At 73.6% G+C, this 14,104-nt stretch carries 11 protein-coding genes; 3 read left to right on the forward strand and 8 right to left on the reverse strand.

Annotated elements, in window-relative coordinates; translation table 11 throughout:
• Positions 1 to 20 precede the first annotated feature (20 nt).
• Positions 21 to 971 (forward strand): DMT family transporter, encoded by a 951-nt coding sequence (locus tag D581_RS0122675; RefSeq protein ID WP_018959486.1) that lies wholly within the window; start codon positions 21 to 23, stop codon positions 969 to 971.
• A 115-nt stretch (positions 972 to 1,086) separates the two neighbouring features.
• On the opposite strand, the gene mycP is transcribed toward D581_RS0122675, so the two are convergent.
• Both mycP and D581_RS0122685 read right to left on the reverse strand, forming a co-directional pair.
• The gene (gene mycP / locus D581_RS0122680) at positions 1,087 to 2,268 is read right to left on the reverse strand and encodes a type VII secretion-associated serine protease mycosin (RefSeq protein ID WP_018959487.1); all 1,182 of its coding nucleotides are present in this window, start codon (positions 2,266 to 2,268) and stop codon (positions 1,087 to 1,089) included.
• A complete protein-coding gene (locus tag D581_RS0122685) occupies positions 2,265 to 3,134 on the reverse strand; it encodes a hypothetical protein (RefSeq protein ID WP_026290799.1) in 870 nt (289 codons plus the stop codon). The genes mycP and D581_RS0122685 overlap by 4 nt, the downstream gene beginning before the upstream one ends.
• Before the next feature lie 1,043 nt (positions 3,135 to 4,177).
• Between D581_RS0122685 and D581_RS0122690 the strand changes: the two genes are divergently transcribed.
• Entirely contained in the window at positions 4,178 to 5,380 is a 1,203-nt protein-coding gene (locus D581_RS0122690) for an amino acid deaminase/aldolase (protein ID WP_018959489.1), read from the forward strand.
• A 64-nt stretch (positions 5,381 to 5,444) separates the two neighbouring features.
• On the opposite strand, the gene D581_RS0122695 is transcribed toward D581_RS0122690, so the two are convergent.
• Together D581_RS0122695 and D581_RS0122700 are read right to left on the reverse strand one after the other, a co-directional pair.
• The gene (locus D581_RS0122695) at positions 5,445 to 6,419 is read right to left on the reverse strand and encodes a DUF2510 domain-containing protein (protein ID WP_018959490.1); all 975 of its coding nucleotides are present in this window, start codon (positions 6,417 to 6,419) and stop codon (positions 5,445 to 5,447) included.
• A 58-nt stretch (positions 6,420 to 6,477) separates the two neighbouring features.
• Positions 6,478 to 7,413, reverse strand: coding sequence for a LysR family transcriptional regulator (locus D581_RS0122700; protein WP_018959491.1), 936 nt, complete (start codon positions 7,411 to 7,413; stop codon positions 6,478 to 6,480).
• Between the two features lie 70 nt (positions 7,414 to 7,483).
• Between D581_RS0122700 and D581_RS0122705 the strand changes: the two genes are divergently transcribed.
• The gene (locus tag D581_RS0122705; RefSeq protein WP_018959492.1) at positions 7,484 to 8,671 is read left to right on the forward strand and encodes a TDT family transporter; all 1,188 of its coding nucleotides are present in this window, start codon (positions 7,484 to 7,486) and stop codon (positions 8,669 to 8,671) included.
• Here the strand turns inward: D581_RS0122705 and D581_RS0122710 are convergent.
• The 4 genes from D581_RS0122710 to D581_RS0122725 all read right to left on the reverse strand — a co-directional run bounded on the left by D581_RS0122710 (position 8,610) and on the right by D581_RS0122725 (position 13,853).
• Positions 8,610 to 9,320, reverse strand: coding sequence for a helical backbone metal receptor (locus tag D581_RS0122710; protein WP_018959493.1), 711 nt, complete (start codon positions 9,318 to 9,320; stop codon positions 8,610 to 8,612). The two genes, D581_RS0122705 and D581_RS0122710, sit on opposite strands and share 62 nt — an antisense overlap.
• A gap of 124 nt (positions 9,321 to 9,444) precedes the next feature.
• On the reverse strand, positions 9,445 to 9,999 hold the full coding sequence (locus tag D581_RS0122715) for a helix-turn-helix domain-containing protein (protein WP_018959494.1): 555 nt from the start codon (positions 9,997 to 9,999) through the stop codon (positions 9,445 to 9,447).
• Positions 10,000 to 10,162: 163 nt separating this feature from the next.
• Positions 10,163 to 12,784, reverse strand: a complete 2,622-nt coding sequence (locus D581_RS0122720) for an ABC transporter permease/substrate binding protein (RefSeq protein ID WP_018959495.1) — start codon at positions 12,782 to 12,784, stop codon at positions 10,163 to 10,165.
• On the reverse strand, positions 12,777 to 13,853 hold the full coding sequence (locus D581_RS0122725) for a betaine/proline/choline family ABC transporter ATP-binding protein (RefSeq protein ID WP_018959496.1): 1,077 nt from the start codon (positions 13,851 to 13,853) through the stop codon (positions 12,777 to 12,779). Before D581_RS0122725 ends, D581_RS0122720 begins: the two co-directional genes overlap by 8 nt.
• Positions 13,854 to 14,104: the final 251 nt, after the last annotated feature.

Below are 14,104 nucleotides of genomic sequence, written 5' to 3' on the forward strand. Positions count from 1 at the left end.
TCTGTATAGCGAGGTGCGTCATGAACGTCCTGCTCCCGGTCGCCTTCGTGCTGTGCTGGAGCTCCGGGTTCATCGGGGCCAAGCTCGGCGCCGGCAGCGCTTCCGCCCTCACGATCCTGATGTGGCGGTTCCTGCCGCTGACGGTCGTCCTGGCCGTGGTCGCGGTGACCGTGGCGCGCGCCTCCTGGCGGGGCATCGGCGCCCGGGACGTGGTCCGGCAGGCGGTGATCGGCGCGTTGTCGCAGAGCGGCTATCTGCTGACCGTCTACTACGCGATCCACCTCGGGGTCTCCACGGGCACCACGGCCCTGATCGACGGGGTCCAGCCCCTGGTGGCGGGGGCGCTGGCCGGACCGCTGCTGCGGAGTCACGTGACCCCCCGGCAGTGGCTCGGCCTGTGTCTGGGGGTGGCCGGGGTCGTCGTGGTGACGACGGCCGACGCCTCGGCCGCCGCCGGGGTGGCCGGGTGGGCCTACGCCCTGCCGTTCGCCGGCATGCTGTCGCTGGTGGCGGCCACCTTCCTGGAGAGCCGTTCCGCCACCCGGGTGGCCCCTTCGGTGTCCCTGACCGTGCACTGCGCCGCCAGCACCGTGATCTTCACCGCGCTCGCCGTCGGCACGGGGACCGCGCTGCCGCCCGCCGAGCTCGCGTTCTGGGGCGCGGTCGGCTGGCTGGTCGTGCTGTCCACCTTCGGCGGGTACGGGCTGTACTGGCTGATCCTGAGGCGCTCGGGCGTCACGGCGGTCAACACGCTCATGTTCCTGATGGCCCCGGTCACTGCGGTGTGGGGAGCCCTGATGTTCGGGGAGCCGTTCGGCCCCCGGACCGTGCTTGGCCTGGCGCTGGGGCTGGTGGCGGTGGTCGTGGTGCACCGCGGGGCCGCCCCGCGGTGCGACGGACCCACCGGTGATCAGGCTCGGAAGACGGCCGCGCGCGACCGGTCGGACGCGGTGTCCGGGGCGAGCCGGTGAGTCGGTGAGTCGGTGAGTCGGTGAGTCGGCGGGGGCCGGTCCGGGCGCGGTGCGTTCAGCGGCGGCCGGTCCGGGCGCGGTGCGTTCAGCGGCGGCCGGTCCGGGCGCGGTGCGTTCAGCGGCGGCCGGGGGCGTTCCGGCCGCGCCACAGAACGACGGCCGCGGCCAGCAGCGCCGCGCCGAGGCCGCCGGCGAGCGGGGCGGCCCAGTTGGCCGTCGCGTCGGCGGTACGGGCCGGGGCCGGGCCATCGCCGAAGTACCGCCCCCGGTGTCCCGCCGGGGCGGCCTTGGCGTCCAGGTCGGCCGGACGCAGCCGGGAGCCCTCCTCGATGGCCTCCGCCGGGTCGACGATCCCGTAGCCGCGGGCGTCGTCGCGGCCCTCGGCGGGGGCGTCCCGGGCGGTGTCGGCGAGAAGCTTCTTGATCTGGGCCGGGTCCAGGCCGGGGTGGGCGGCCCGGACCAGGGCGACCGCGCCGGAGACGAACGCGGCGGCGGCCGACGTACCCCACTCGATGTAATAGTGCCCGTCCGGGTTGGCGACCACGATGTCGACGCCGGGGGCGCTGACGGTGGCGTACCAGCGGCGGGTGGAGAACGAGGCGTGCGTGCCGTACTCGTCGACCGCGGCGACCGCGATCACCCCGGGGTAGGCGGCCGGGTAGGAGATCCGGTCCCCCTTCTCGCCGCCGTTGCCCGCCGACGCGACGACGGGGACGCCCTTGGACAGGGCGTACTGGATGGCCGCGTCCTCTCCGGGGTCGGGGTGAGCGGACTTGCTGTCGTCGCCCAGGGAGAGGTTGATGACGTCGGCGCCGTTGTCCGTGGCCCAGCGGATGCCGTCGGCGAGGGCGGGGCCGCGGGACTTGCGGGCCTTGGCGCGGGCGGGGTCCTTGGACTCCAGAATGACCCGGACCGGCAGGATCCGGGCCTCGGGGGCTATGCCGAGGACGCCGTCGGAGCGTCCGGGGCCGTTGCCGCGTCCGGCGATGATGCCGGCCATCGCGGTGCCGTGCAGGGCCCAGGAGGAGTCGCCGCGGGCGGCGCCGAAGCCGACGAGGTCCTTGCCGGGGAGCACCTGGCCCGTCAGGTCGGGGTGGGCGTCGTCGACCCCGGTGTCCAGGACGGCGACGGTGACGCCCTGGCCCCGGGTGGTCTCCCAGGCCCGGTCGGTGTGCAGGGCGTCCAGCGCCCACTGCTGGTCGCGGATGGCGTCCGCGTGGGCGGGTGCGGCGGGGGTGAGCGCGAGGACGGCGGCGGCGCAGACCGCGGCGAGGACGCGGTGGGGTCGTCGGGTCATCCGGGCGGCTCCGTGAGTTCGGCGATGTGCGTGCGCAGCCCGCGCTCCACGCGGTCCGCGATGCCCTTCGCCTCGTGGCCGAGCCCGGCCTGGGCGATGTCCGTCGTGGTGCCCGGGGCCATGGCGGCGGGCGCGGGCTGCGGCTCGGCGACGGTGCGGCCGTCCGCGAAGCCGGAGACGGCGAGGACGACGACCGGGATCTCGGTGAGCGGGTTGACCGTCCAGCTGGCGCGCTGCCCGTCGCCGAAGGAGGCCGCCGGCGTGCCCTCGGGAGCGTACGTACGGGGCATGAGGTCCTTGCGCGCGCCGAGCTTCTGCTCGGTGAACCGGGTGTGCAGGGCCCGCATACCCGCGGCGTCGGCCTCGGTGAAGACCAGGCCGACGGTGGTGACGGCGGAGCGGGTGGCGTCGGTGTAGGTGGCGCGCACCAGCCGCTCGCAGCCCACGGAGCGGAGCGTGGTCAGGAGCAGCGGGTCGAGCCCGCTCTCGCAGGTGCTGTCGGCGGCGACGGCGACCCGGGTCCAGGTGCGGTGGGTGCCACCGGGGCCCGCGCCCTTGCCCTGGAGGGCGCGCGGGAAAAGCGTGTCGACGGGGACGCTGTGCCAGGCGCCGCGTGCGGCGGTGTACGGGTTCCCGGTGGTCTCGGCCGAGGAGTCGCCGGTCAGCCAGGCCCCGGTGGCCGCCCCGCCGATCAGCCCGAGGCCGAGCACGACGCAGGCGGCGGCCGCCGCGGTACGCCACCGCTGCCGGGGGCGGACCGGCCGCAGCCGGGTGGTGGTCTCGGCAGGCGTCTCCGGGTAGCCGTAACGGACCGGCGTCCGGTAGCCGCCGGGGGGCGGCGGAACGGCTCCCGGCGCGGGCGTCAGGTCGACGGCCCCGACGGGCCTGCGCCGGGTGACGGGCGGTGGGCCGTCGGGCGGGCCGGGAAGCGACGGGCTCGGCGAAGCCGCGGGGGGCGGGCCCGGCTGCTTCGGGGTGGGGATCGTGGAGGGCTGCGGGGGCGCGGGCGCCCTGGGGTGCGTGGGCCGCTGGGCCGGTGCGGCCTGCGGGGCGGGGGCGGCCGGTGCGGCCTGCGTCCCGGGTCCGGCCTGCGGGGCCGGCCCTCCCTGCGGGGCGGGGGCTGTCGGTGTCGCCTGCGAGGCGAGTCCGGCCTGCGGGGCGCGGGCTGCCGGCCCGGCCTGCGGGGCACGAGCTGCTGGTGCGGCCTGCGGGGCCGAGCCGGCCTGAGCGACCGGTCCTCCCTGTGGGACCGCCCGGGCGGAAGGGGCCGGGGCAGGGGCTGCCGGTGCGGCCGGACGGGCTGGTGGGACGGCGCGGGCCGCCAGGGTGAAGCGGGCCGGCGGGGCCTTCGGGTCCGGCGCGGCAGTCGCGGCAGGCGCGGCCGGACGCGTCGGCGGTACGTGGTGGGCCGGTGCGGCCGGGCGGGGAGGGGAAGGGTGCTGGGCCGACTGCTGGGCCGCAGCAACCGCCGTGGCCGGAGACGCTTCCTGCCGGGCCGGAGCAGCGGCCGTGGCCGAAGACGCTTCCTGTGGGGCCGGAGCCGGCGGGTGGGCCGGTGCGGCCTGAGCCGTCTGCGGAGCCACCGTCGGCCGAACCTGCTGAGGCGGCGCGGTCCGTGAGGCGGGCGTGGGCATGGAAGCGGGTGCCGGAGGGCCGGCCGACGTCGTGGGAGGGGTGGTCGGGCGGGGCGGCACAGGGGCGCGCTGCGCTTCGGTACTCATCCGGCCCCCTGCATACACGTCCTCGTACCGACCACGGATCACCGCCGCTGACAGGCCCGTTGGTGCTCGCGTGCACGTCACTCTACGGGCTGCGGGCGGGCGGCGGGGAACGGGACGCCCCGGTCGGCGCAGAACTGTCGCGATCAGCCCCCTACCCAGCCGTAGCGGCTCTCTGGCAAGCTGCGGCCATGACTGCCCGCGCAGCTGACCGGACCCGCTACGACCGGGCCACCGCCCATCTCGACGCCCCGATCGCGATCGTCGACCTTGAGGCGTTCGACGCCAACGCGGACGATCTGGTGCGGCGGGCGGCCGGGAAGCCGGTCCGGGTGGCGAGCAAGTCGGTGCGGTGCCGGGCCCTGCTGGAGCGGGTCCTCGCGCGTCCCGGGTTCGCCGGGATCATGTCGTACACGCTGGCGGAGTCGCTGTGGCTCGCGCGGGCCGGGTTCGACGACGTCCTGCTGGCCTACCCGTCGGCCGACCGGTCCGCCTTCGCCGAGCTGGCGGCCGATCCCGAGCTCGCCGGGGCCGTGACCGTGATGGTCGACGACCACGCCCAGCTGGAGCTGATCGACGCCTCCCGGGCGGGCGGCCGGGAGGAGATCCGGGTCTGCCTGGAGCTGGACACCTCGCTGCGGATGCTGGGCGGCCGGGTCCGGATCGGGGCGCTGCGCTCACCTCTGCGCTCCCCCGCGCAACTCGCCGAGCTGGCCCGCTCGGTGGCCCGCAGACCGGGCTTCCGGCTGGTGGGGCTGATGGCGTACGAGGGGCATGTCGCCGGGGTCGGCGACGCGCTGGCGGGGCGACCGCTGCTGTCCCGGGCGATCCGGCTGATGCAGTCGGCCGCCCGCAAGGAGCTGGCGGTGCGCCGGGCCGAGGTGGTCCGGACGGTCCGCGCGGTCGCACCGGAGCTGGAGTTCGTCAACGGTGGCGGGACCGGCAGTGTGCAGCACACGGCCGCCGAGGCCGCGGTGACGGAGATCGCGGCGGGTTCGGGGCTGTACGTGCCCCGGCTCTTCGACAACTACACGTCGTTCACCGGCCGGCCGGCGGCCCTGTTCGCGCAGCCCGTGGTGCGCCGGCCCGGCGTCGGCGTGGTGACGGTACTCGGGGGCGGCTATCCGGCGTCGGGTCCGGCCGGCGCCGACCGCTCGCCGGTGCCGTATCTGCCGGAGGGGCTGCGCTACGGCGCGCAGGAGGGCGCGGGCGAGGTACAGACGCCGCTGCGGGGCTCCCCCGCCGACGACCTGCTGATCGGCGACAAGGTGTGGTTCCGGCACGCCAAGGCCGGGGAACTGTGCGAGCGCTTCGACGCGCTGCACCTGGTCGAGGGCGACAGGGTCACGGCGAGCGTTCCGACGTACCGGGGCGAGGGGCAGACCTTCCTCTGACCTCGGGCCGGCGGGCCGGCCCTCGGGCCCGCTGGCGATACGGGCTTCACGCGCGATGCGGGCTTCACGGGCCGATGGACGCGCCCACTCCACCGCTCGTCGCGCTGTCGCCGAGCGGGCGGATGCCCCGGGTGATGGTGTCCATCAGGGACAGCGGCAGGCCGGGTGCCCCGGCGTCGAAGGCGAACCGGACGATCACCGGTGTCCCGGCGCCGACCGAGGAGGGGAAGACCAGGGACTGCACGTACCCGCCGGGCCCCTTGCCGGTGGTGACCTGCCAGCGCACCAGGTAGCCGGTGCGGCCGGCGACGGTCAGCTCCTGCGTCTTGAGCACCTTGTGGGACGTGATGCCGCCGTGGGTGCGCCGGCCGAGGCTGTCCTCCTCGTAGGCCTTGTCGGCCGCGGTGACGATGTCGGCCTCGGCCAGGGCTCTGACGTCGGTCTCGCCGCCCCGGGCGGTGCGGGTGGTGACCGTGCCGTGGTAGCAGAACGCCGCGCCTCCGGGGCAGTCGTAGGACTGCTCGGTGCGGATGGTGGCGGCGTCGTCGGAAGTGCTCTCCGGCTTCTCCCAGCCCTCGGGCACCGGCAGGGTGACCCCGTTGAGCTGGTCGACGAGGACAGTGGGGTCCTCGTCCGAGTCGGAGTCCTGGGCCGGCTCGGCGGAGGAGGCGGTGGCCGTGGGGGCGGTGACGGGGGCCTGGGGCGAGGCGGTCGTCGTCGGAGCCGCGGGGTTACCGCCCTCGTCGCGCCCGAGCAGCACGGCCCCGGCGACGGCCGCGCCCAGGACCAGCACCCCGGAGAGCGTGATCGCCAGGACCTTCGTCCGGGGGCCGCCGCCGGCCTCGTCCCGGGGGCCGCGCCGCTGCGGGAGCGGAGGCGACGGCGGGCCGAACGCCGCGGGTGCGGGCGGCTGTCCCGGTGCGGCGTGGGCAGCGTCGGACCGGCGGGTGTGCGCGGTCCAGGCCGTCCCGTCCCACCAGCGCTCGAAGCCGGGTGCGCCCGTGTCCGGATACCAGCCGGGCGGCGTCGCGTAGCTCATGCCCCCACTCTAGGGTCCGGCTCCGACACGGCGGCCGGGGTTCGGAGGGTTCGCGGGGTCAGGCGTCGCGGCCGGTCAGGGACAGCAGGTCGCGGGCGGGGCCGGTGGGGCGGTGGCCCCCGGGCCAGACCGCGCGCAGTTGGCGTCGCAGCCGTACGCCCGCGATGGGGACCTTGACGAGGCGTCGGGACGACAACTCCTCGCCCAGGGCCAGTTCGCTCAGGACGCAGGGGCCCGCGCCGCTCTCCGCCGCGCCCTTGACCGCCGTGGTCGAGGAGAGCTCCAGCAGGGGCTGGGCCAGTCCGCCGTGCACGGCGAGCGCCGCGTCCAGGACCTGGCGGGTGCCGGAGCCGTGTTCGCGCAGGATCAGCGGGGTGGCGGCGAGTTCGCCGGGCAGCAGTGGGGTGCGGCGGCGGGCCCAGGGGTGGCTGGGGGCGACCACGACGACGAGGCGGTCGTGGGCGATGACGGTGCCGTCGAGGCCCTCCGGTATCGACAGGCCCTCGACGAAGCCGAGGTCGGCCTCGCCGGTGACCAGGCGGCGGGCGACGGCCGCCGAGTTGCCGACGAGGAGCGAGACCGCGGTGTCCGGCCGCTCGCCGCGCAGCGCGATCAGCCAGCCCGGCAGCAGGTACTCGGCGATCGTCATGCTGGCGGCGACCCGCAGCCGGGAGTCGCGGCGGTCGCGCAGCGCCTGGGCGCCGGCGTCGAAGGCCTCCGCCGCCTCGACGACCCGGCGTGCCCAGTCGGTGACCAGGGCGCCCGCGTCGGTGAGCCGGGAGCCGCGTGGGGAGCGGTCCAGGAGGGCGACGCCGAGCTGGCGTTCCATGGACCGGACGCGGCTGGAGGCGGCGGGCTGGGTGATGCCGACGTCCCGTGCGGCCCGTCCGAGGCTGCCGTGCCGGGCGACGGCGAGCAGCAGTTGCAGCGCCCCGAGGTCGGGGACCCGGTGGGAGAGGGAAACGTGGGGTGCGTGTGCGTCGTCGCCGGTCATAAAGCCAGCTTATGACCTCATAGGCGCGGGGTCCCTGGTGGGCGGGGGCCCCGCCGCGAAGAATCGTGGCATGACCATCTTTCCGGTGACCCGGACCGCCGCACCGTCGCCGCCCGCCGCGCTTCCGACCCGCCCGGCCAAGGCGCCCGGGGACGCGACGCGGCTGCCGTCCCTCCGGCACATCGGCCCCAACTGGTACGCGAGTGTCATGGGCACCGCGATCGTCGCGAGCGCCGGCGCGATGCTTCCGGGGGACGTTCCCGGGCTGCGGGCCGCGTGCACCGTGGTGTGGGCGCTGTCGGCCGTGCTGCTGCTGGCCGTCCTCGCCGCCCGTGCCGGGCACTGGCTCCGCCACCGCGACCAGGCCCGCGCCCATCTGCTGGACCCGGCCGTCGCCCCGTTCTACGGCTGTCTGTCGATGGCGTTGCTGGCCGTCGGCGGGGCCACGCTGACGGTGGGCCAGGACGTGGTGGGGGCGCGGGCCGCGCTCGCGGTGGACGTGGTGCTGTTCGTGGCGGGTACGGCGATCGGCCTGGTAGCCGCTGTCGTGGTGCCGTATCTGATGGTCGTACGCCACCGCCCCGCGCCCGGAACCGCGTCGCCGGTGTGGCTGCTGCCGCTGGTCGCCCCGATGGTGTCGGCCTCGCAGGGCGCACTGCTGGTGCCGCACGTCGCCGCCGGACAGGGGCGCGAGGCGCTGTTGCTGGCCTGCTACGCGATGTTCGGCCTGTCGCTGCTGGCCACGCTGGTCGTACTGCCGCTGGTCTTCTCCCGGCTGGTCCACCACGGTCCGCTGCCGCTCGCGCTGACCCCGACGCTCTTTCTGGTGCTGGGCCCGCTCGGACAGTCGACGACCGCCGTCAACCAACTGGCCGCCGTCGCCCCGGGGGCGGTCGGGGCCCCCTACGCCTCCGCGTTCGGCGCGTTCGCCGTGCTGTACGGGGTGCCGGTGATGGGCTTCGCGCTGCTGTGGCTGGCCCTGGCGACCGCGATGGTGGTGCGGGCCGCCCGGAACGGCATGGGGTTCGCGATGACGTGGTGGGCGTTCACCTTCCCCGTCGGCACGTGTGTGACGGGCGCGGCCGGTCTGGCGCGGCACACGGGGCTCGACGCGCTGACCTGGCTGGCGGTGGGGCTGTACGTCCTCCTGGTGGCGGCCTGGGCGGCGGCCGGGACGCGGACGGCGCTCGGGGTGCTCAGCGGAGCGCTGACGGCAGCGCCCGTGCCGCCTCGGCCAGCGACGGCCCGTACCACGTGAGCAGCCGCCCGTCGACGAGTGCGGCGGGCAGGGCGGGGAAGGCCTCGGGCCCGTCGTCCGCGGTGAAGCGGTAGGGCTCGTCGGGCAGCACGATCAGCTCGGCCCCGGAGGCGTTCAGCTCGTCGAGCGGGATGCGCGGGTAGCGCTCGGCGTGGTCGGCGTACACGTTGCGGATGCCGAGGCGGGCGAGGAGGTCGCCGGCGAAGGTGTCGTGGCCGAGAACCATCCAGGGCCTCCGCCAGATCGGTACGGCGGCGGGGCGCGGGCTTCCGGAGGGCACGGGCAGCGCGGCCCAGGCGGCCTCCGCCTCGTCCAGCCAGCGGGGCCGGGCCAGCCCGCAGCCGTCGACGAGGACCCGGTGCAGTTCGGCGAGTGCCTGATCCAGGGTGCGGACCTCGGTGACCAGGACGTCGAGTCCGGCCGTCCGGAGCGCTTCGAGGTCGGGGGCCCGGTTCTCCTCCTCGTTGGCGATCACGAGGTCGGGGGCGAGGGCGGCGATCGCGGCCACGTCCGGGTTCTTCGTGCCGCCGACGCGGGCGGCGGTGAGATCCGCGGGGTGCGTGCACCAGTCGGTGACCCCGACGAGCAGCCCGGGTGCGGTGTGGGCGACGGCCTCGGTGAGCGAGGGGACCAGGGAGACGACACGCACGGACGGGCCTTTCGCTGGAGGAGGGGCGGATTCTCCCCGTACGGACGGCCCCGTACGGACCCGTACGGGCTCGGCACCGTACGGACGGCGTACAGGCTAAGCACCGTACGGACGGCGTACGGGCTCAGCGGCGCGAGTCGAACGTGGCGTCGATGTGTTCGGCCACCGCGACGACCAGCAGCCGGGTGCCGGGCACGGTGGCGCGCCAGCGGTGGCGGACCCCGCCGGAGAGGAACAGGGTGTCGCCGTGCTCCAGGCGGTGGACCTGGCCCTCGGCCTCGACGTCCACGGCGCCCGCGACGACGTACATCAGTTCGTCGTTGCGGTGCTGGAACTCACGGCCGAGGTCCGGTTCGCCGGTGAACTCCAGGGCGCTGAGCTGGTGCCGGCCGCGCACCAGGCGGCGTACGCCCTCGCCCCCCTCGACCCCTTCGGCCCGGACGACGTCGACGGCGCGCGCGGAGTCGGCGGCGGCGTGAAGCTTCTTGGTGGTGGTCTCCAGCGCCTCGGCGACCCGGTCCAGGGAGCGGGCGCTGGGGCGGGCGCGCTCGTTCTCGATCTGGCTGAGGAAGGGCACGGAGAGGCCGCTGCGCGCGGCGACCGCGGCCAGCGTGAGTCCCAGGGTTCTGCGCCGTCGGCGGACGGCGGCGCCCACCCGCGGTGTGTCCTTGTCGTCCATGTCCCGGCTCCCTCCCGCCTCCGCCATCCTCCCGGTTGCCAGCACCTTACGCACATGGTTGCGCACGACGTCCGGTAAACGCCCCCGGGCAGCCGGAAGGGGTGGCCCCGCCCGAAGGCGGGGACCACCCCTCACGACCTGCTGCTTTCGTGCCCGTGGGCCCTTACTGGGGCGCCATGGTGTCCGCGATGCCCGGGTTGTCGTCCATCCAGGCCTTCACGGCTTCCTCCTCGTGACCCACGCCGCGCTTCTGGATCTCGTTCTCCAGGCCACCGAGCTGCTTCTCGGTGAGCTTGAAGTCCTTGAACCACTTCGTCAGCTGCGGGTACTGCTTCGGGAACTCCTTGGAGGCGATGGTGTGCAGGCGGTCGCCCTCACCGAACGCCTTCTTCGGGTCCTTCAGCTTGGTCATGCCGTACTCGTTGTACGCCCAGTGCGGGGTCCACAGCAGGACGGCGATGGGCTCCTTCTTGGCGTACGCGCGCTTCAGCTCGGCCAGCATGCCGGGCGTGGAGGAGTCGAGGACCTCGTACTCCTTGTCCAGGCCGTAACTCGGCAGGACGTTCTTCTTGAGGTTCTCCATGGTGGCGGTGCCGGGCTCGATGCCGACGATCCGGCCCTTGAAGTCGGAGCCCTTGCCCTTGAGGTCGTCGAGGGTCTTGACGTCCTTGACGTAGTCGGGGACGGCGACCTCGATGGAGGTCGGCCCGTACCAGGAGCCGAGGTCGGTCAGCTTGTCGCCGTACTTGTCCCAGTAATTCTTCTGGGTGTACGGCAGCCAGCCGTCGAACTGCACGTCGATCTGGCCGCGTGACATCGCGGCGTACATCGGGCCGACCTCGAACTGCTTGAGGTTGATCTTGTAGCCGCGCTCCTCCAGGACCGCCTTCCACAGGTACGTGGCGGCGATGTCCTCCTCCCAGGGGAACCAGGCGACCTCGACGGCACGGTCACGCTCGTCTTTGCCGCCGTCGGCCTTGGCGTCCTTCGGGACCGGGGACCACTTGTCGGCGACGCCCGGGTTGTCCTTCAGCCAGGTGCGGACGGCTTCCTGCTCCTTGCCGGAGCCGGACTTCTGGATCTCGGCCTCAAGGCTGGTGAGCTGCTTCTCGCTCATCTTGAAGTCCTTGAGCCACTTGCTGACCACGGGGTTCTCGGCGGAGAAGCCCTTGCGCGCCAGGGTGTGGACGCCGTCGCCCTTGCCCCAGAGACCCTTGGGGTCCTTCAGCTTGGTGAGGTCGTACTCGTTGTACGCCCAGTGCGGCGACCAGAGCGGAACCACGATCGGCTCCTTCTTGGCGTACGCGCGCTTCAGCTCGGCCAGCATGGACGGCGTGGAGCCGTCGATGAGCTTGTACTCCTTGTCCAGGCCGTAGCCCGGCAGCAGCTTGTCCTTGAGCAGGCCCATCTCGCCGGCGCTCGGCTCGATGCCGACGATCCGGCCCTTGAACTCGGACGCCCGGCCCTTCAGGTCGTCCATCGTCTGGACGTCCTTCATGTACGCGGGGACGGCGAGCTCCAGCGAGGTCGGGGCGTACCACGCTCCGAGGTCCTCCAGGCGGTCCTTGTACTTCGCCCAGTAGCTGGCGTGGGTGACCGGCAGCCACGAGTCGGTCTGGAAGTCGATCTGCCCGTTGGCCATACCGGTGTACAGCGCGCCGGCCTCGTACTGCTTGACGTCGACCTCGAAGCCGCGCCGCTCCAGCATCTCCTTCCAGAGGAACGTGGAGGCGATGCCCTCGTCCCACGGGATGTAGCCGATGCTGACCTTCTTGCCGTCGCCGATCCGCGCGACCTGGCCGGCGGTGTCGTCCTTCGAGCCGCCGAACATGCTCATGCTGCCCGCGACGAGCGCGAGGACGACGATGCCGACGGCCGCGACACGGGGCTGCGGACGGTAGGTCCAGATCTTCCAGCCCTCGGCCATGGCCTGGGCCTTGGCGACCGCGCGGCGGCCCAGCGGGGAGACCTCGGCGCCGAGCGCGCCGGTCATCCGGTCCAGGTACATGGCGAGGATGACGATGGAGATGCCCGCCTCGAAACCGAGGCCGACGTCGACGTTGCCGATGGCGCGGTAGACGGAGCCGCCGAGGCCGCCGCCGCCGACCATGCCCGCGATGACGACCATGGACAGGCCGAGCATGATGACCTGGTTGATGCCGGCCATGATCGTGGGCAGGGCGAGCGGCAGCTGGACGCGCAGCAGCGTGTTGCGCGAGGTGGTGCCGAAGGCCTCGGCCGCCTCGACGAGTTCGCCGTCGACCTGGCGGATGCCGAGTTCGGTCATCCGGACGCCCGGGGGCAGGGCGAAGATGATGGTGGCGATGATGCCGGGGACCACGCCGACGCCGAAGAAGATGACGCCGGGGATCAGGTAGACCATGGCGGGCATGGTCTGCATGAAGTCCAGGACCGGCCGGGTGATCGCGCTGACCGTCCTGGACCGGGAGGCCCAGATGCCCAGCGGCACGGCGATGACCAGGGTGACCAGGGTCGCGACGAGCACCAGGGTGAGGGTGTCCATCGCTTCGTCCCACAGTTCGACGGAGTCGATGAGGGCGAACCCGACGAAGGTGAGCAGCGCCGCGGGCAGGCCGCGCAGCCACCAGGCGATGACGGCGACGATGCCCGCGAAGAGCAGCGGTGCGGGGGCGGACAGGACGGCTGCTATGCCGTCGAACATGCCGCTGACGATGGAGCTGATGGCGTCGAAGAGCCAGGCGAGGTGGGTCTGCAGCCAGTCGACCGCGGAGTCGACCCATTCGCCGAGGGGGAGCCTAAACACTGGCCACCTTCTTCGCGCCGTCCGCTGCCGCGGGTTCGGTGTCGCGAGGGGGCTCGGCCGGGGTCATCGGCTCACCGAGGACGGCGAGCAGCCGGGAGCTGGGGACGACGCCGACGAGCTTGCCCTTGGCGTCGGTCACGGCGACCGGGTTCGAGCTCTGCGAGCAGGGCGTGAACAGGTCGATGATCGGCGTGGACTCCGGGACCGTGGCGGGGGCCGCGGCCAGCACGTCCTGCGGGGTGCGCAGTTCCTTGCCGTCCGCCGCCATGGTGCCCATCACGGTGTGGGCCTCGGCCATGATCGCGCCGGCGGTGAGGACCCGCGAGCGGTCGACGTCCTGGGTGAAGGAGGCGACGTAGTCGTTGGCCGGGGTGACGAGGATGTCCTCGGCGGTGCCGAGCTGGACGATCTCCCCGTCGCGCATGACGGCGATCCGGTCGCCCAGGCGCATGGCCTCGTTGAGGTCGTGGGTGATGAAGACGATGGTCTTCTTCAGGCGCTTCTGGAGCTCCAGCAGCTGGTCCTGCATGTCACGGCGGATCAGCGGGTCGAGCGCGCTGAAGGACTCGTCCATGAGCAGCAGGTCGGCGTCGGTGGCCAGCGCGCGGGCGAGGCCCACGCGCTGCTGCATACCGCCGGACAGCTCGTCGGGCCAGGACTTCTCCCAGCCTTCGAGGCCGGTCATCCGCAGCGCCTCGGTGGCGCGCACCTCACGTTCCTCGCGCGGCACGCCCTGGACCTCCAGGCCGTACGCGGCGTTGTCCAGGACGCTCCGGTGGGGGAAGAGCGCGAAGTGCTGGAACACCATGCTGATCTTGGTGGAGCGGACGTGCCGCAGTTCGCGGGGGCTCAGGGCGGTCAGGTCCTGGCCGTCGAAGAGCACCCGGCCCGCGGTGGGGTCGAGCAGACCGTTGAGCATCCGCAGCAGGGTGGACTTGCCCGAGCCGGACAACCCCATGACGACGAAGATCTGCCCCGGCTCCACGGTGAACGAGGCGTCGATCACCGCTGCGGTCGTTCCCTCGGCGCGCAACTCGTCGCGGTCGGAGCCGCTCTCGAGCTTCCGCACGGCCTCATCGGGTCGTCTTCCGAAGACTTTGTACAAGTGTTCGGCTTGCAGCCTGGACACATACACCTCACGCGTTGAACCGAAAAACGGTCTGCCACCCCCTCCGGCAGACCGTGGAGCGGTGCGGGTTCTGTCCGCGTGGCACATGCACTAGTTGAAAATGCGACGTGGTTCGCTCCGGTGGCGCGCCTGCCCTCGCTTACACAGCCCAAACACAACAGTGACCCACGTCACTGACCTGCGACGGAGCG

The organism is Streptomyces sp. CNB091, from assembly GCF_000377965.1.

Excerpts from the sequence above, each read along its gene's own strand:
- D581_RS0122675 (WP_018959486.1), top strand. The coding sequence starts at position 21 with ATGAACGTCCTGCTCCCGGTCGCCTTCGTGCTGTGCTGGAGCTCCGGG.
- mycP (WP_018959487.1), bottom strand. The coding sequence starts at position 2,268 with ATGACCCGACGACCCCACCGCGTCCTCGCCGCGGTCTGCGCCGCCGCC.
- D581_RS0122690 (WP_018959489.1), top strand. The coding sequence starts at position 4,178 with ATGACTGCCCGCGCAGCTGACCGGACCCGCTACGACCGGGCCACCGCC.
- D581_RS0122695 (WP_018959490.1), bottom strand. The coding sequence starts at position 6,419 with ATGAGCTACGCGACGCCGCCCGGCTGGTATCCGGACACGGGCGCACCC.
- D581_RS0122700 (WP_018959491.1), bottom strand. The coding sequence starts at position 7,413 with ATGACCGGCGACGACGCACACGCACCCCACGTTTCCCTCTCCCACCGG.
- D581_RS0122705 (WP_018959492.1), top strand. The coding sequence starts at position 7,484 with ATGACCATCTTTCCGGTGACCCGGACCGCCGCACCGTCGCCGCCCGCC.
- D581_RS0122715 (WP_018959494.1), bottom strand. The coding sequence starts at position 9,999 with ATGGACGACAAGGACACACCGCGGGTGGGCGCCGCCGTCCGCCGACGG.